Here is a 15,434-nt window from a genome sequence, read left to right on the forward strand (position 1 = left end):
GTTTGTTAGAATCGCACACGTTTCCGTCCGTATCCCAACCCATGACTACGCACAGATCACGCATGCATCCACGCTTGTTCCTACCCTTTGTCCTCCTTGCACTGCTGAGCGGCTGCACGGTACTCGCCCTGCGCCCCAACAGCGGCGTCGAAAACCGCACGTTTACCGTGCAGGAAACACCGCGCCTGCGCATTGACGCGCCCAAGGCGCGCATCCAGAATCCCATGCCCAGCGACCATTTCATCGGCATCGCCCTGTCCGGCGGCGGCAGCCGCGCAGCCAATTTCTCGGCCGCCTCGCTGGAGCAACTGGAGCAGTTCGGCCTCGTCAGCGGCGCCTCGGCCATCTCCGGCGTCTCGGGCGGCGCCATCGCGGGCGGCTACTATGCGCTGCATGGAAAACAGACGGATTGGCCCTTGCTGCGCAGCAAACTAAAAACGGATTTCTTCGGCCAGACCATATTGAAACCCGCCAACCTGACAACGATGTTGTTGACGAACAAGACGCGCACCTCGTTCCTGTCCGACGTGCTGGACGATGTGCTGTACGACAAGAAAACCTACCAGGACTTGCCGCACGACGGCCCCATCTTCCTGGCCAACGCGACGGACGCCACCGATGGCGGCAAGCGCGTGGTGTTTTCCTATGAGTATTTTTACGGCACCCTGCATTCGCCGATCCAGGATATCCGCCTGGCCACGGCCGTGGCCACCTCGGCCGCCTTTCCCGGCGTGTTCGATTCCGTCACCTTCGAGCGTTTCCGGCCGAAAAACAGTTTCGTGCCGGAACTCGGTTCCGAGTCGCGCGAGTCGCCGTCCTACGTGCATCTGTTCGACGGCGGCGCGGCCGACAACCTGGGTGTGGAAACCCTGTGGGACGTGGCCCTGACGCAACTGTATGGCAACGACATGGCCATCGTGCCGCCGCGCCTGAACAGCAAACCCTTCATCCTCATTTCCATCGATGCCAACGCGCCCAATTCCAGCGCCGTATTCGAAAAGATGTCGGACGAGCGCCAGCCGCTGGACCGCATCTTCAACAAGAATATCTACGATGCCGTCGACGCCCTGTTTTCGCGCCAGCGCAAGGAAAACCTCGTCAAGATGGGCTTTGGGCAAGCCCGCTTCGATACCATCACGCATGAAAACTTTGGCGACCTGAGCCAGAAATTCGTCAAGGGCAAGCGCACTTCGGCCTTTGCCATTCCCGTGCTGTGCCGCCCCCATCTGGGGCAGTACCGCTGCGAAGTCGATGCGGCCGATCCCTTGCCGGGCCAGATCCGCACGCGGCTGGAAGGCTTTGCCTGGCATATTTCCATCGACCAAATCGCCTCGCTGGCGCTGCGCCTGTCCAGCGGCGATGCGCAAGTCGACGGTGCGCGCAAGGAAGAGCGCGCCGCCCTGGTCAAGCTGCAACGCCTGGCCACGCAGACAAAAACCCATCTGAAGCTGACGGGTCCGGAAAACTGCAGTCCGGACGTCTTGCAATCGGCCCTGTACAGCGCCGCGCGCGTGCTGATCCTCGACGACGAAGAATCACGCTTTGCCCTGTGCGACTACATGCTGGCAAGCCAGCTGATCAATGACGATACCGTCTGCAAGCAACGCTATGTGCACGCCGTGCCCCGCTTTGCCATCGAAAGCGAAGATTTGCAATACCGCAACTTGAGTTCGGATGGCAATTCGGTGAATGTGCCCATCCGCTGCAAGAAGTGAACGCGTACAAAAAAGCCCGCACGATCGCTCGTGCGGGCTTTAGCGCAAGGATTCCAAGCGCACGGTTGACTTAGATCAACCGACTACGCCTGCGCATGTAGCTGCGGCTTAACGCACCTTCCAGTTCCCGCTCCGTTTTATGCTGGTTCACCGTGTACAGGGCCCACAGGGCCGCCGGCGCCCAGCCGATCACAGTGCACTGCAAGATCAAGGCGGCGGCACCGGCCAGCGGGCGCCCCAGCATGAAAAACGTGAGACACGGAAGTAGCAAGGCTATCAGCAATCGCATCACGACATACTCTCCTTCAATATAGAGCAGCGGACAAGGGCCGGTATCCGGTCCGTCCCTCGCCCGCTGCGTACTGCTCCTTACAACTACAATTTATAGATGCACGGCAATCTGCGGCATGAGGTCGTCAAACGTGCGACCATTGCCGTTTTCGCCGATGGCGTGCATCTTCCATTCGCCGTTATGGCGGTACAGCTTGGCCATGATCTGTGCCGTGTGAGTACCTTGCACAGACAGGTTGAAACGCGCGACTTCCTGGTTATTGCTGGCATTCAAGATGCGGCAATAGGCATTTTCTACCTGCGAGAAGTTCTGGCCAGTAAAGCTGTTGACGGTGAAGACCAGGCTTTTCACGTTCGCTGGCACTTTCGACAGATCGACATTGATCTGCTCGTCGTCGCCATCGCCCGCGCCCGTGCGGTTGTCGCCCGTATGGACAATACTGCCGTCCTTGCTTTTCAGCTGGCGGAACCAGACGATATCGGACGTGCCCTTGTTTTCATCGAACATGACGCACGATGCATCCAGGTCGACGGCTTCCGTCTTCGAGCCAAAACCGAGGAAACCCTTGGTCTTGGCCGCATCCCAGCCCAGGCCCATGGTGATACGGGTCAGGGTGGTACCAGCTTCTTTGTCCAGAGAAATCTTCTGGCCTTTGCTCAAATTGACAGACATACGCATTGCTCCTGTTTGGTTGATTGCATTAACTGCTCTTACGCCGGCTTGCTTTGGGTCCAGGCGAGGAAGGCCGCGCGGTTGCGCGAGCACACGAGGATTTTTCCCGTGCCTGAAAACTTCAATACCATGCCCTCGCCGCTGGTCTGGCTATTGATCAGGTTCCCCAGAAAGCCGCCGCTGCTGCCGGTCGTCATGGAAATTTCGTATTGCAGGCGGTTGTCCCAGCACACGACGTGCGAGTTATCGATCACCACGTCCTTGCCAGGCGTTACTTCCAGTGTCGACATCGCGCCAAAACCGGACACCGCCAACTGGCCGCTGCCTGCCGCCTCGGTGATGAAAAAACCACCGCTCTGGGCAAACAGCGCATTGCCAAGGCTTTGCGTGCGCACCTTCAATTCCACCCCAGCACTGGCCGCCACGAAGGCGCCGTCGCTGATCATGTATTGCTGGGCGCCAACCTCATTGCCCACATCAAGCACCCGCATCGCGCCGGGCAAGGTGGGCGACAGCAGACAGTCGCCGTCGCCACGCATGGCCTCGATATGCTGCTGAAAGAACGACTCCCCGTTGGCAAAGGTGCGCATCAGCGCAGCACCTATGCCGCCCGTCATCTTGCCTTTCAGTTCAAGATTGGTTTCCATCATCACCATCGCGTTGGATTCGCAATAAATCTTCTCGCCCTTGGCCAGCGACACATGCAGGAACGGGTCGACGTCCCCGGTAATATTGAAAACTGGCATACCTGTTCCTTCCTCAACTAGGTGATGATGGGGCGGCTCACACAGTGAACCGCCTTTAATACAGCGTAACTACCTTACACGCCGACGCCGAACGAGGCGGCGAGTGGGCCCAGGCCGCCTTTATATCCCTGGCCGATGGCCTTGAATTTCCAATCGGCGCCATTGCGGTAGATTTCGCCGAAGACCATGGCCGTTTCCGCCGAACCGTCTTCCGACAGGTCGAAGCGGGCGATTTCCGTGTTGCCGTTGGCATTTACGCAGCGTACATACGCCTTCGATACCATACCAAAGTTTTGCTTGCGCGCTTCGGCATCGTGAATCGTCACGCAGACGGCGATCTTGTCGATCTCGGCTGGCACCGTGGCCAGGTCGACGATGACGCTTTCATCATCGCCATCGCCGGCGCCGGTGGTGTTGTCGCCCGAGTGGGTAACGGAACCGTCGCTCGATTTCAGGTTGTTGTAGAAAATCATGTCGACGTCGGCGCGTACCTTGCCGTCGGCCTTCAGCAGGAAGATGGAGCCGTCGATGTCGAATGCGGCGCCATCGGTGGCGCGGGCATCCCAGCCCAGGCCGATGATCATCTTCGAAATGCCAGGGGCTTCCTTGCTCAGGTTGACGTTGCCGCCTTTTTGCAGACTGATTGCCATGATGTATTTCTCCTATGTGGGTTGTGTATGACCAAACACCTGGCGCCCTCCACCGGCCTGACTCCCCAGGCCGGCGGCGACGCTTGCTACAACTTGCCGACAAACGGGTGTAGTCGTTTGCCGCGCATTCTTTACACTGCTGTTGCCTTGACTGGTTCCAGCGCTTCTATCTTGCCTTCTTCGAGTGCCATCCTGCGCTTGTAGCGGATCGACGACCACAGCGAGGCGAGAATGAAGGCCACGCCGATCAGACCCGTGAAGATCTCGGGAATGTGGAACTTCATGCTGACCAACATGATCACGGCCAGGATACCGATCGCATAGTGCGCGCCGTGCTCCAGATAAACGAACTCGTCCAGCGTACCCTTGCGCACCAGGAACACCGTCATCGAACGCACGAACATCGCGCCGATAGCCAGGCCCAGCATGATGATCACGACATCCTTGGTGATGGCAAACGCGCCGATCACGCCGTCAAAGCTGAACGATGCATCGAGCACTTCCAGGTACAGGAAGCCGCCAATACCGCCGCGCTTGACGATGTCGCCCATGTTGCCGTCGCCGTTATCGCCTTCCAGCAAACCGCTGACCACATCGACACCCACGTAGGTCAGGATACCCCACAGGCCGGCCGTCAAGACTACCAGTTTCTGGCCTTCTTCGATCATCGACAGGCTGGCCATCAGGGTGCCCAGCGCGATCATCACGGAAATCGAGGAAATCTTGCCCAGCGCGCCCAGTTTTTCTTCAATACGGCCCAGCCAGTGCGTTTCTTTTTCCGAGTCCAGCAGGAAGTTCAGGAACACCAGCAGCAGGAAAATGCCGCCGAAGGCCGCCACTTCCGCATGGTGGTTCGTCAGGTGCATCGAGTACTGTTCAGGATTGCTCAGGGCCAGATTCCATACTTCCAGCAAGCCCAGGTCAGCCGCTTGCGCCACGATGACCAGCGGGAACACCAGACGCATGCCGAAGACGGCAATGATGATGCCCACGCCCAGGAACAAGCCCTGCCAGAACTTGTCCCAGTTCTTCAGCACCGAGGCGTTGACCACCGCGTTGTCAAACGACAGCGAGACTTCCATCACGCCCAGGATGACCGCGATACCGAGCGCTGCCAGCATCGTCTGCACGCCACCGTGCGTGTAACCCCACCAGGCGGAAATACCCAGGCAGATAAATGTCACTAAAAATGACACTCTGAAATGTTTCATCGATAGTTCCCTTTTATCCAAATTCAATGGAACGTAGTATAGGGACATGTGACACATTTAAAAATAGAAGATAATGGAAGTATTACTTCGTAAAAACAGAAGATAGGCGAACACGATGAAAACGACCGGTTTCAATTACCGCCATTTGTACTTTTTTTGGGTGGTCGCCAAGGAGGGCGGCGTGACGCGCGCTGCCGAACGCCTGGGCCTGGCAGTGCAAACCATCAGCACCCAGCTGGCCCTGCTGGAAAAGGAACTGGGCAAGTCCCTGCTGCAGCCGCAGGGACGGCGCCTGGTGCCGACGGAAGCGGGCCGGCTGGCGCTCGGCTACGCGGACCAGATTTTTTTGCTCGGTGAACAGATGCAGGAAGCGCTGGCCGACACCGATGCAGAAAAGATGCGCCTGACGGTGGGCATTTCCGATTCCCTGCCGAAACTGATGGCCTACCGCATGCTCGACGCCACGCGCAGCCTGGACAAGCCCGTCAAGCTGGTGTGCCTGGAAGACGAATTCGAGTCCCTGCTGGCCGACCTGGCCCTGCACAAGCTGGACCTGGTGTTGACGGACCGCGCCGTGCCGGCCGGCGCCAGCCTGCGCGTATTCAGCCATCTGTGGGGCGAAAGCGCCATGAAGCTGTTCGCCATCCCCGCGCTGGCCGAACAGTATCGCGACAATTTCCCGCACAGCCTGCACGGCGCGCCATTTTTACTGCCTGCGCGCAACAACGCTCTGCGCGGGCGCATCGACGAATGGATGGTGCAGCAAGGCGTGCGCCCCGACGTGGTCGGTGAATTCGAAGACAATGCCATGCTCAACGCGTTTGGCCGCAAGGGCCTAGGCCTGTTCTTCGCCTCGGCCAGCCTGGCCGGCGAGATCGAGGAGCAATTCGGCGCCGTGCTGGTGGGCGACGCCTCGTCCCTGCGCGAGCAGTTCTATGTGATTTCGAACGAGCGCAAGATCATGCACCCGGCGCTGGACGTGATCCTGGCCGCCGTGCCGGGCCGCCACTGATCAGGCGCCGAGATCGGCGGCGATGGCCGCCAGCCACACTGCCTCGTCCGCCTCGCAGCTGTCGACATTCGCCAGCTGGATAACGGACAGGCCCGCTTCGGGCACGCGCAGCAGCAAGGCGCGAAAGCCCCATAGTCCGCCGCCGTGGAACACCACCGCGCGCCCGGCGTGTTCGATTTGCTCCAGGCCAAAACGGTAGGTCCAGCTCTGGCTATCGGCACCCGGCGTTTGCGCCAGCTGCGCGCGCACCAGGCTGGACGGATCGCGGTACTGGCGCTGCCATTCGCGCTCCCACAGCGCCAGGTCATCCAGAGAGGCATACACGCCGCCGTCACCCACCGTATTGGCATTGCCCAAGTGCTGGCGATAGGCGCCCGCCTGCGCGGGATCAACGCTATAGCTGCGCACGCGCTGCGGCATGACAGCTTGCCGATCGACATCGAAGCCAGTGGCATGCATGCCCAGCGGCACGAACAGGCGCTCGCGCGCCTGCGCCGCCAGCGGCTGGCCCGCGAGCACTTCCACGAGTTTCGCCAGCAAGATGTAATTGCAATTGCTGTAGGCATGCGCGCTGCCGGGTGGCGCCGTCAAGTCCTGCATGCGCGCGATCAGGCGCAGCAGCAGCGCATTGTCAAAATAGTCGCTGTCATGACGACCCAGCTGGCATGCCAGGTAATCGAAATAATCGGGAATGCCGCTGGTGTGATTCAACAATTGACGCACGCTGATGGCGGCGCCGAACTGCCGCACTTCCGGCAGATGGGGCGCCACGTCATCGTCGAGGCCGATCGCGCCCTGGCGCACCAGGTCCAGCACGCAGGCGGCCGTAAATTGCTTCGATTCCGACGCCAGGTAGTAGCGCGACTGCGCCGTCAGGGACACGCCCAGTTCCAGGCACGCCAGGCCGTGATGCAGTTCGAATAACGTCTGGCCGTCGCGCTGGATCAATGCGCTGAATCCGGGACCCTGCGCCGGCAGGCTCGCTTGCAGGGAAAGAAAGTGCTGAACAAGATTTTTCATGGCGCGATCTTAGCATGCAGGCAAGATTAACTCTTCGCCATATTCATTAGCCAATCCGATAAATCCATTCGAAAATAACGTTTGAATAATCAATCAAAAGCGATTGTAATAAAGCCTGAGACAAACACGCGCCTGTCCCTCGTCGGAAGGGCGCGATCACCATAAAAAACAGGAGCGGCACCATGTCCACGGCAGGCAAGACGATCGATATTCCCGATCTCATCAATAACAACAAGATCGGCTCCTTCCAGATCGGCATGCTGATCCTGTGCGGGCTGTGCGTCATCATGGATGGCTTCGACGTGCAGGCGATGGGTTATGTGGCGCCCGCCATCATTGCCGACTGGCACGTCAGCAAGGCCAACCTGGGTCCCGTGTTTGGCGCGGGCTTGCTGGGCATGCTGGTCGGCTCCCTGGTGTTCAGCATCACGGCCGACAAATTCGGCCGCCGCCCCGTGCTGATCGGCTCGACCATCTTCTTTTCCCTGTGCATGCTGGTCACGCCTCTGGCCACCACCATCGAGCAATTGCAGCTGATCCGTTTTATCACGGGACTGGGCCTGGGCGCCGTGATGCCGAACGCCATGGCGCTGGCCGGCGAATACAGCCCCCTGCGCAAGAAAGTCACCCTGATGATGCTGGTCTCGTGCGGTTTTACTTTGGGCGCCGTGCTCGGTGGCTTGCTGTCGGCCGCGCTGATTCCCGCATTTGGCTGGCAATCCGTGTTTTACGTGGGCGGCGTGGTGCCGCTGGTCATCGGCGTGCTGATGTTCTTCCTGCTGCCGGAATCGATGCAATTCCTGGTATTGAAGAAACGCAAACTGGACAAGGTGGCCCAATGGCTCAAGCGTATCGACCCGACGGTGACCATCACGGCCGACACACAATATGTCGTGCATGAGAAGGAACACAAGGGCGCGCCCGTGCTGCAATTGTTTACAGGGGGCCGCGCGAAGATGACGATCTTGCTGTGGGTCATCAACTTCATGAACTTGCTGAACTTGTATTTCCTGTCGAACTGGCTGCCGACCATCGCCAAGGAAGCGGGCCTGTCCACGGCCAACGCCGTGCTGGCCGGCACGGCCCTGCAAGTGGGCGGCACCATCGGCACCCTGGTCATGGGCCAGCTGATCGACCGCTCCAGCTTCCGCCGCATCCTGCTGCCATGCTTTTTGGTCGCCGCCGTGGCCATTGCCCTGATCGGCCGTCCCGACGTGTCGCTGGCCTTCCTGTTCATCACCATCTTCATCGCCGGCTTTTGCGTGGTGGGCGGCCAGCCGGCCGTGAATGCCCTGGCTGCCAGCTACTACCCGACCACCCTGCGCTCGACGGGCATCGGCTGGAGCCTGGGCATCGGACGCATCGGCTCCATCATCGGGCCCGTGCTCGGTGGCGAGCTGATCCGCCTGAACTGGCCCAACAGCACGATTTTCCTCGTCGTCGCCATTCCCGCCATCGTCTCGGCCATCATGGTCTTTGCCATGCGCGGCGGCCCGCAAACGGCGGTCAAAGCATAAGGCCACCGGCCGCGCGCCCGCCGCTACCGGGCGGCGGGCGCGGCCAAATTAGGCTATGGCGCCCTTCGTCGTTTAAGATGACGTTTTTACAGCCCATCTTCCGCGCCCCCATGCACAATGTCTTGCTAGTCCTGCTCGCCCTCTTCCTGGTCGCGCTGAACGGTTTTTTTGTTGCCGCCGAGTTTGGCATCGTCACATTGCGCCGCACGCGCATCCGCGCCATCGCCAGGACACAGGGACTACGGGGCCGCATCCTGGCCAAGGTGCATGGCCAGCTGGACGCTTACCTGTCCGCCTGCCAGCTGGGCATCACCCTGGCGTCGCTGGGCCTGGGCTGGGTCGGCGAACCGGCGTTTGCCGGCTTGCTGGAACCCGTGTTCGGCGCCATCGGCGTCACTTCGCAAGAACTGATCCACGGCGTCTCGTTCGTCGTCGCCTTCAGCGTCATTTCCTTCCTGCACATCGTCGTGGGCGAACTGGCCCCCAAATCGATGGCCATCCGCAATCCGGAAGCCGTCGGCCTGTGGAGCGCGATTCCCCTGTATGGTTTCTATTGGGCCATGTATCCGGCCATTTACCTGCTCAACGCCAGCGCCAACTGGGTGCTGCGCATGGCGGGCCTGTCCGGCAAAGGCGGCCACGATGCCCATTACTCGTCCGAGGAACTGAAACTGATCCTGCGCACCAGCCAGCCCGGCGAGAAGTTTACGCGTGACGAACGCAACATCCTGGCGCAATCGCTTGATTTTGAACAGATGACAGTGTCGGACCTGATGCGCCCGATCAATGAAGTGATCGCCCTGCACGCCTCGAGCACGCTGGCAGAAAACCTCGACACGGTGCTGCGCAACCGCTTCAGCCGCTACCCGTATTTCGACATGAATGAAGACGATGTGCTGGGCGTGGTGCATTTGAAAGACCTGTTCTTTGCCCAGCAGGCGGGCAAACCGATCACCTCGCTCACGCCGTTTTTGCGTCCCGTCGACATCATTTCCGCGCGCACGCCGGCGCTGGAACTGTTCCGCCGTTTCCGCGACGGCGCGCCCCACTTCGCCCTGATCGGCGAAAAGGGCAAGCGCCCGCTGGGTTTCATCACCCTGGATAACTTGCTCGGCGCCATGGTGGGTGAAATCCGCGATGAATTCCGCCGCAATGAAAACGACTGGCTCAAGCAAAGCGACGGCACCCTGATCGGCAAGGCCAGCCTGCCCATCTTCTCACTCGAACGCATCCTCGGCATCGATATCGAAAACGAGGAACTGGGGCTCGATGACGTGGAATCGGTGGGCGGCTTGATCATGGTCAAGCTGGGAGACATCCCGAAGCAAGGCCAGCGCATCACCTTTGTCGACTTCGACATCGTCGTCAAGAAGATGAACGGGCCCCGCATCGTGCTCATCAAGGTGATCCCGAAACAGGAACGGGATCTGGATGCGGATTTAAGAGACTGATTACTTCTTGCGCGTCAGCGTATCTTTGCCCTGTGGCACGGTGGTTTCGCCCACCGTCCACGTTTGCAGCAAGCTGTACAGCACCGCCAGCAGGGTCGGCCCGATAAAGATGCCGACGAAGCCGAAGGCCAGCACGCCGCCCAGCACGCCCAGCAACACCAGCAGGAAGGGCAAGCTGCTGCCGCGGCTGATCAGCATGGGCTTGACCACATTGTCCACGCCGCTGATCAGCAAGCCACCCCACACCAGCATGAAAATGCCCCAGCCCGTCTGGCCGTCATTGAACAGCCAGATGGCGGCGCCGCCCCAGATCAGGGGCGGGCCCACGGGAATCAGCGAAAAGATGAAGGTGGCCACGCCCAAGAGCGCCACGGCAGGCACGCCGGCGATCAAAAATCCCACTACGGCCACCAGCGCCTGCGCCAGCGCCGTGCCCAGCAAGCCATACATGACGCCGCGCACGGTGCGGCTGATGGTCAGGCCCACGCCGGGCGCGCTGTCGCCGATGATGCGGCCGGCGCCCGTCATCAAGGCACGGCTCAGCTGCTGGCCGTCGCGGTAGAGGAAGAAGCTGACAAACACGGCCAGGCTGGTCTGCGCCAGGCCCGTGCCCAGCAAGATGCCGCCGGAAGCGAGGAAATGGCGCGCCGGCTCCAGCATGGTCTTACCCAAATTCAATAATTCCTCGCGGTCTTCCAGCAAGCGCCGCACGTAGCCGGCTATGGTTTCGCCCACCACGGGAATACTGGCCAGCCAGGCCGGCGGATGCAGGCTGCCCGATTCCAGCGCCACGCGGATCTGCTCGTACACGCGCGAGACATTGTCGGCCAGGTTGTAGGTGACGAGGGCCAGCGGCAGCACGATGACCAGGATCAATGACACGGTCATGATGGCGGCCGCCCAGTTGCGCCGGCCTTTCAGGCGGTCCAGCAGCAGCAGGTACAGGGGCCAGCTGGAAATGCCCACGCAGGCGGCAAACAGCATGGCAGCCAGGAAAGGCCGCAAGACGAAAAAGCAGCCTATCAGCAAGAAGATGATGGCTGCCAGGCGGGCGTGAGGCTCGAAACGTTTATCCATGTACTGCGTATCCTGAAGATGGCGCCGGGGGGGGGGGCGCGATCAGGTCAGGATAGCAGAAGTTTAAGATCGTGCGCGATGGCGGCAGGCTTTTCGCCGTGGCGCACGAACAGGCGGATCTTGCCTTCGCGGTCAAATACATAGGTGCCGGCCGTGTGGTCGACCGTGTAGCTGCTATCCGTTTCGCCCTCGACCTTGGCGTAATACACCTTGAATTCCTTGGCCACCTTGGCCGTCGCGGCCGCATCGCCATACAGGCCGACGAAACGCTTGTCGAAGGCTGGCACATATTGCGCCAGCAAGGCTTGCGTATCGCGCTCGGGATCGACGGTGACGAACAGCACTTGCACCTGCTCCGCTTGCGGCCCCATTTCCTGCATCACCTGCGCCATGTCGGCCATGGTCGTGGGGCACACATCCGGGCATTGCGTGTAGCCGAAGAACATCAGCACCAGCTTGCCCTTGTAGTCGGCCAAGGTGCGCGGGTGGCCCGTATGGTCCGTCAGCGCGAACTCGCGCGCGTAGCCCAGGCCCGTCACGTCCGTGTTCTTGAATTCCAGCTTGGTTGCGGCAGGCTTGCCGCAGCCGGTGAGGACGGCGACCAGTGCGGCCGCCAACAACAGCGTCAGGTATTTTTTCATGTTCCGAGGGGTATGTAGTGGTCGACCAGCAGGGCCGCGAACAGCAATGCCAGGTAAATGATGGAATAGGTAAAAGCTTTGCGCGCGATCAAATCCGTGTAGTGGCGGTACATCTTCCACGCGTAGTACAGGAAGCCGGCATTGAGCAGCACGGCCGACGCCAGGTAGATCAGGCCACTCATGCGCACGGCAAAGGGCAGCAAGGTGGTGGCCGCCAGCGCGATCGAGTACAGCCAGACGTGGAATTGCGTGAATTTCAAGCCGTGCGTGACGGGCAGCATGGGCAAGCCCGAGCGCGCGTAATCGTCGCGGCGGTACATGGCCAGGGCCCAGAAGTGCGGCGGCGTCCAGACAAAGATGATCAAGACCAGCAGCCAGGCCTGCATCGGCACGTCGTTGGCGACTGCAGCCCAGCCCAGCGCGGGCGGCATGGCGCCGGACAGGCCGCCGATGACGATATTTTGCGGCGTGGCCGGTTTCAGCACCATGGTGTAGATCAAGGCATAGCCGACAAAGGTGACAAAGGTCAGCCACATGGTCAGCGGATTGACGAGGTTGTACAAAATCGCCATGCCCAGGCCGCCGATCACCAGCGCGAACACCACCGTCTGTTTCACCGTGATATCGCCCATGGCCATGGGGCGGCGTGCCGTACGGGCCATGCGCGCATCGATTTCGCGCTCGGCCAGGCAGTTGACGGCAAACGCGGCGCCGGCCAGCAGCCAGATGCCGAGGGTGCCGAACACCACCGCGCGCCAGTCAGGCAACTCCTCGCTGGCCAGGAACATGCCGATGACGGCGCAAAACACGGCCAGTTGCGTCACGCGGGGCTTGGTCAGCGCCCAGTATTGGGCGATGCGGGGAGATGGTTTACGGCGGATGGTCTGAGTAGTCATTTATGCGGTACGGGAAGGACTGGCTGGTGCCGTGGGCACTGGCGCGGAGGCGCAAGCGCGCTTAACAGTGCGCGCAACATCGAGTTGGAATTTAGCCTTGTAGTTTAACATGGTCAGCAACAACACGAGCAGCGCCGCCCCGCCGTTATGCAGGACGGCAATCGACAATGGCCAGCTCAGGTAGATCGTCGCCAGGCCCGTGGCTGCCTGTAAGGCCAGCACCAGCGCAAGCCAGCGCGCCGTGCCGCGCAAGGACGGCAGTTTCCACGCGCGCAACACCGTATAGCCGATGCCGGCCAGCACGATGAAGGCGAAGTTGCGGTGCACCCAGTGGATGGCCGTCAGCGCGGAAAACGGCAGATAGTGGCCGGCGGCCGTCTTGCCCAGTTCGCGCCACAAATGGAAACCATGCTCGAAATCCATCTCCGGAATGACCTTGCCGCCGCACAGGGGGAAATCCGTGCAGGCCAGGGTGGCGTAGTTGGTGCTTACCCAGCCGCCCAGCGCGATCTGCACCGTCAACAGCACCAGCGACATGACGGCCAGCGCGCGCACGGGACGCAGCACGGCAGCGTCCGCATCGGCGCGCAGCAAGGGTTTGACGGCATGATCCTGGCGCCCGCCCAGCCACGTCAGCATGGCCAGCAGTCCCATGCCCAGCAGCAAGTGCATGGTGACGATCACCGGTTGCAGCTTCAAGGTCACCGTCCAGGCGCCGAACGCGCCCTGCAGGCAGACGAACAAAAACAGCGCCGTCGGCAGCGCCGGGGCGAATTCTGCGCGTTTGCTTTTGCGCCACTGGCGCCACGCCTGCACCATCATCGCCACGATCAGCACGCCAATGGCCATGGCCAGGTAGCGGTGCGTCATTTCGATCCACGCTTTCACCACCGTCACGGGGCCCGTCGGCATCAGGGTTTCCGCCGCCACGATGTGCTCGTGCGCCAGGAAAGGATTGGCCGAGCCATAGCAGCCTGGCCAGTCAGGACAGCCCAGGCCGGAATCGGACAGGCGCGTGAAGCCGCCGAACATGATCAGGTCGACCGTCAGAAAGACGGCGATCCACACCAGCTTGCGGTATTTATTGGCGTCCGCGGACACCCAGACCATGGTCAGCGGCAGCAGCGCCACCAGCAGGCCCGTCAAGCCCAGCTGGGCCAGCGCGGAAAGATGCATCGTCGGCATGCAGACTCCTCAACCGATCGCCGAAGCTTTGAGCAGCTTGGCGATGTCTTTCTTGATCTTGTTCGGGTCCGCGTCTTTCGGGAAGCGCATCATCAAATTGCCCAACGGATCGATCAAATACAGATGATCGCGGGTCTGGCCGCCCGCCTCCACGGGCAGCCAGGCTTTCAGGGCGTCGCCATTCACGCGCAGCATGCTGGTGCCATCGAATTCGCGCATCACCAGCGTGTCGAGCGGCTGGGCATCCGTCACCAGCCAGACGCGTTCCAGGCGTTCGCGCTCCTTGCCCTGCATCAGGCGCAGTTGTTGCATGTCAAACAATTGCTTCTTGCACGTTTCCTGGCAATCGGACGGCCCCGTTTGCAGCAGCACCCACTTGCCCTTGAATTGCGCCAGCGGCGCCGCCTTGCCGTCCAGTTCCGTCACTTGCAGCTGGGCTTCGGGAATCGGATACAAACGGGGGTCAATCAGGGCACCGTAGTTGTTGCGGCCCGTGGGCTTGATGATGTAATACGTGAAATACGAGGCGATGATGGGAAAGGCGCACACGGCCACCACGGCCAGCAGTTTCCAGCGTCCCGTATTTTGTGCTTGCTTGCCAGTGCTGTCTTGCGTTGTGTCAGGGCTGTTTGTTTGCACGTCGAAATCCTGTAAAGACAAAAAATAGAAAAGCCATCAGTGCCAGTGCATACCACTGGAATGCATAGCCGCGGTGCTTGTCGGCGCCCAGGTCGGGCGCCGGCCAGTCGCGCACGGGAAGCTGGCTGGATGCTGGCGCCGTCGCTGCCGGATCAACTGGATTATCTGGATCAGCTGTTTGTTCGAGGAGGAAAGGTTGCAAGGCCAGGCCGCTGGCCTGTGCCAGCTGGGCGATATCGGCATTTTGCACGATGGCCTGCGGCGCCAGGGCCGGCGCCGTGCCCAGTTCCATCACATGGCCCGCGTTCAGGCGCGCGATACCGGCAATCGTGACCGTGCCGGCCGGCGTGGCGAAATCGGGAATGCGCGTGCGCTCGGCATTATTGCGCGGCAACCAGCCCTGCGCCACCAGCACGTGCATGGCGGAACCGTCAATCTGGAATGGCGTGAGCACGTGGAAACCGGCCTGGCCCTTGTAGGGGCGGTTGTCCAGGTACACCGTCCAGGCGGGCACGAAATGGCCCGTGACGGTGACCCGGCGATATTCGATGGCTTGCGCATCGGCCGGCAGCAAGGGCGCGGCGCTCAAGGCCAGGGGCGCGGCCTGGTTGCCCGCCTCCAGCCGCGCGGCGCGGGCAAGTTTCTCGTCGCCACGGCGCTGCTGCCATTGCGCCAAGGAGACCCCCAGGGCCACCAGTAGCAGCATTACA

16 protein-coding genes are annotated in these 15,434 nt (G+C 61.1%); 4 read left to right on the forward strand and 12 right to left on the reverse strand.

All coding sequences use genetic code 11. The features are described 5' to 3' along the window. Nucleotides 1-62 precede the first annotated feature (62 nt). The gene (locus ACQ4WP_RS08995; protein ID WP_436519798.1) at nt 63-1,715 is read left to right on the forward strand and encodes a patatin-like phospholipase family protein; all 1,653 of its coding nucleotides are present in this window, start codon (nt 63-65) and stop codon (nt 1,713-1,715) included. 70 nt (nt 1,716-1,785) lie between these two features. On the opposite strand, the gene ACQ4WP_RS09000 is transcribed toward ACQ4WP_RS08995, so the two are convergent. The 5 genes from ACQ4WP_RS09000 to ACQ4WP_RS09020 form a co-directional block, all read right to left on the reverse strand. Further along, complete coding sequence (locus ACQ4WP_RS09000; protein ID WP_426074505.1) at nt 1,786-2,004, reverse strand: YqaE/Pmp3 family membrane protein; 219 nt, start codon at nt 2,002-2,004, stop codon at nt 1,786-1,788. A gap of 93 nt (nt 2,005-2,097) precedes the next feature. Further along, entirely contained in the window at nt 2,098-2,679 is a 582-nt protein-coding gene (locus tag ACQ4WP_RS09005; RefSeq protein WP_278317785.1) for a TerD family protein, read from the reverse strand. Nucleotides 2,680-2,717: 38 nt separating this feature from the next. Then, nucleotides 2,718-3,425 carry a TIGR00266 family protein gene (locus ACQ4WP_RS09010; RefSeq protein ID WP_436519800.1) on the reverse strand — a complete coding sequence of 236 codons (708 nt, stop codon included), beginning with the start codon at nt 3,423-3,425 and terminating at the stop codon, nt 2,718-2,720. A 74-nt stretch (nt 3,426-3,499) separates the two neighbouring features. Continuing rightward, nucleotides 3,500-4,075 (reverse strand): TerD family protein, encoded by a 576-nt coding sequence (locus tag ACQ4WP_RS09015; protein WP_436519802.1) that lies wholly within the window; start codon nt 4,073-4,075, stop codon nt 3,500-3,502. 131 nt (nt 4,076-4,206) lie between these two features. Continuing rightward, nucleotides 4,207-5,286 carry a DUF475 domain-containing protein gene (locus ACQ4WP_RS09020; RefSeq protein ID WP_436519804.1) on the reverse strand — a complete coding sequence of 360 codons (1,080 nt, stop codon included), beginning with the start codon at nt 5,284-5,286 and terminating at the stop codon, nt 4,207-4,209. Between the two features lie 115 nt (nt 5,287-5,401). Between ACQ4WP_RS09020 and nhaR the strand changes: the two genes are divergently transcribed. Beyond that, nucleotides 5,402-6,298 carry a transcriptional activator NhaR gene (gene nhaR, locus ACQ4WP_RS09025; protein ID WP_436519806.1) on the forward strand — a complete coding sequence of 299 codons (897 nt, stop codon included), beginning with the start codon at nt 5,402-5,404 and terminating at the stop codon, nt 6,296-6,298. Here the strand turns inward: nhaR and ACQ4WP_RS09030 are convergent, their stop codons facing one another. Then, nucleotides 6,299-7,318 carry a serine hydrolase domain-containing protein gene (locus tag ACQ4WP_RS09030; RefSeq protein WP_436519808.1) on the reverse strand — a complete coding sequence of 340 codons (1,020 nt, stop codon included), beginning with the start codon at nt 7,316-7,318 and terminating at the stop codon, nt 6,299-6,301. A gap of 182 nt (nt 7,319-7,500) precedes the next feature. Between ACQ4WP_RS09030 and ACQ4WP_RS09035 the strand changes: the two genes are divergently transcribed. Together ACQ4WP_RS09035 and ACQ4WP_RS09040 are read left to right on the forward strand one after the other, a co-directional pair. Further along, on the forward strand, nt 7,501-8,835 hold the full coding sequence (locus tag ACQ4WP_RS09035) for an MFS transporter (protein ID WP_436519810.1): 1,335 nt from the start codon (nt 7,501-7,503) through the stop codon (nt 8,833-8,835). Between the two features lie 110 nt (nt 8,836-8,945). Further along, complete coding sequence (locus ACQ4WP_RS09040) at nt 8,946-10,286, forward strand: hemolysin family protein (protein ID WP_436520111.1); 1,341 nt, start codon at nt 8,946-8,948, stop codon at nt 10,284-10,286. Here the strand turns inward: ACQ4WP_RS09040 and ACQ4WP_RS09045 are convergent, their stop codons facing one another. From ACQ4WP_RS09045 to ACQ4WP_RS09070, 6 genes are read right to left on the reverse strand one after another with little or no spacing between them, the layout of a single operon-like run. Further along, a complete protein-coding gene (locus ACQ4WP_RS09045) occupies nt 10,287-11,363 on the reverse strand; it encodes an AI-2E family transporter (protein ID WP_436519812.1) in 1,077 nt (358 codons plus the stop codon). A 47-nt stretch (nt 11,364-11,410) separates the two neighbouring features. Next, nucleotides 11,411-12,004, reverse strand: coding sequence for an SCO family protein (locus ACQ4WP_RS09050; protein WP_436519814.1), 594 nt, complete (start codon nt 12,002-12,004; stop codon nt 11,411-11,413). Then, the gene (gene cyoE / locus ACQ4WP_RS09055; protein WP_436519816.1) at nt 12,001-12,900 is read right to left on the reverse strand and encodes a heme o synthase; all 900 of its coding nucleotides are present in this window, start codon (nt 12,898-12,900) and stop codon (nt 12,001-12,003) included. The genes ACQ4WP_RS09050 and cyoE overlap by 4 nt, the downstream gene beginning before the upstream one ends. After that, a complete protein-coding gene (locus tag ACQ4WP_RS09060; RefSeq protein WP_436520113.1) occupies nt 12,901-14,076 on the reverse strand; it encodes a COX15/CtaA family protein in 1,176 nt (391 codons plus the stop codon). It lies immediately after the preceding gene. Between the two features lie 18 nt (nt 14,077-14,094). After that, nucleotides 14,095-14,724 (reverse strand): SCO family protein, encoded by a 630-nt coding sequence (locus ACQ4WP_RS09065; RefSeq protein WP_436519818.1) that lies wholly within the window; start codon nt 14,722-14,724, stop codon nt 14,095-14,097. After that, the gene (locus ACQ4WP_RS09070; protein WP_436519820.1) at nt 14,705-15,430 is read right to left on the reverse strand and encodes an SURF1 family protein; all 726 of its coding nucleotides are present in this window, start codon (nt 15,428-15,430) and stop codon (nt 14,705-14,707) included. Before ACQ4WP_RS09070 ends, ACQ4WP_RS09065 begins: the two co-directional genes overlap by 20 nt. Nucleotides 15,431-15,434 lie beyond the last annotated feature (4 nt).

Source organism: Janthinobacterium lyxosi, from assembly GCF_051380665.1.
Taxonomy (GTDB): Bacteria; Pseudomonadota; Gammaproteobacteria; order Burkholderiales; family Burkholderiaceae_D; genus Janthinobacterium.

What these genes read in the sequence shown, in the direction of transcription:
- ACQ4WP_RS09045 (WP_436519812.1), bottom strand. Translation starts at nt 11,363, where the DNA reads ATGGATAAACGTTTCGAGCCTCACGCCCGCCTGGCAGCCATCATCTTC.
- ACQ4WP_RS09050 (WP_436519814.1), bottom strand. Translation starts at nt 12,004, where the DNA reads ATGAAAAAATACCTGACGCTGTTGTTGGCGGCCGCACTGGTCGCCGTC.
- ACQ4WP_RS09015 (WP_436519802.1), bottom strand. Translation starts at nt 4,075, where the DNA reads ATGGCAATCAGTCTGCAAAAAGGCGGCAACGTCAACCTGAGCAAGGAA.
- ACQ4WP_RS09060 (WP_436520113.1), bottom strand. Translation starts at nt 14,076, where the DNA reads ATGCATCTTTCCGCGCTGGCCCAGCTGGGCTTGACGGGCCTGCTGGTG.
- ACQ4WP_RS09020 (WP_436519804.1), bottom strand. Translation starts at nt 5,286, where the DNA reads ATGAAACATTTCAGAGTGTCATTTTTAGTGACATTTATCTGCCTGGGT.
- ACQ4WP_RS09005 (WP_278317785.1), bottom strand. Translation starts at nt 2,679, where the DNA reads ATGTCTGTCAATTTGAGCAAAGGCCAGAAGATTTCTCTGGACAAAGAA.
- cyoE (WP_436519816.1), bottom strand. Translation starts at nt 12,900, where the DNA reads ATGACTACTCAGACCATCCGCCGTAAACCATCTCCCCGCATCGCCCAA.
- ACQ4WP_RS09040 (WP_436520111.1), top strand. Translation starts at nt 8,946, where the DNA reads ATGCACAATGTCTTGCTAGTCCTGCTCGCCCTCTTCCTGGTCGCGCTG.
- ACQ4WP_RS08995 (WP_436519798.1), top strand. Translation starts at nt 63, where the DNA reads ATGCATCCACGCTTGTTCCTACCCTTTGTCCTCCTTGCACTGCTGAGC.
- nhaR (WP_436519806.1), top strand. Translation starts at nt 5,402, where the DNA reads ATGAAAACGACCGGTTTCAATTACCGCCATTTGTACTTTTTTTGGGTG.
- ACQ4WP_RS09000 (WP_426074505.1), bottom strand. Translation starts at nt 2,004, where the DNA reads ATGCGATTGCTGATAGCCTTGCTACTTCCGTGTCTCACGTTTTTCATG.
- ACQ4WP_RS09035 (WP_436519810.1), top strand. Translation starts at nt 7,501, where the DNA reads ATGTCCACGGCAGGCAAGACGATCGATATTCCCGATCTCATCAATAAC.
- ACQ4WP_RS09010 (WP_436519800.1), bottom strand. Translation starts at nt 3,425, where the DNA reads ATGCCAGTTTTCAATATTACCGGGGACGTCGACCCGTTCCTGCATGTG.
- ACQ4WP_RS09030 (WP_436519808.1), bottom strand. Translation starts at nt 7,318, where the DNA reads ATGAAAAATCTTGTTCAGCACTTTCTTTCCCTGCAAGCGAGCCTGCCG.
- ACQ4WP_RS09070 (WP_436519820.1), bottom strand. Translation starts at nt 15,430, where the DNA reads ATGCTGCTACTGGTGGCCCTGGGGGTCTCCTTGGCGCAATGGCAGCAG.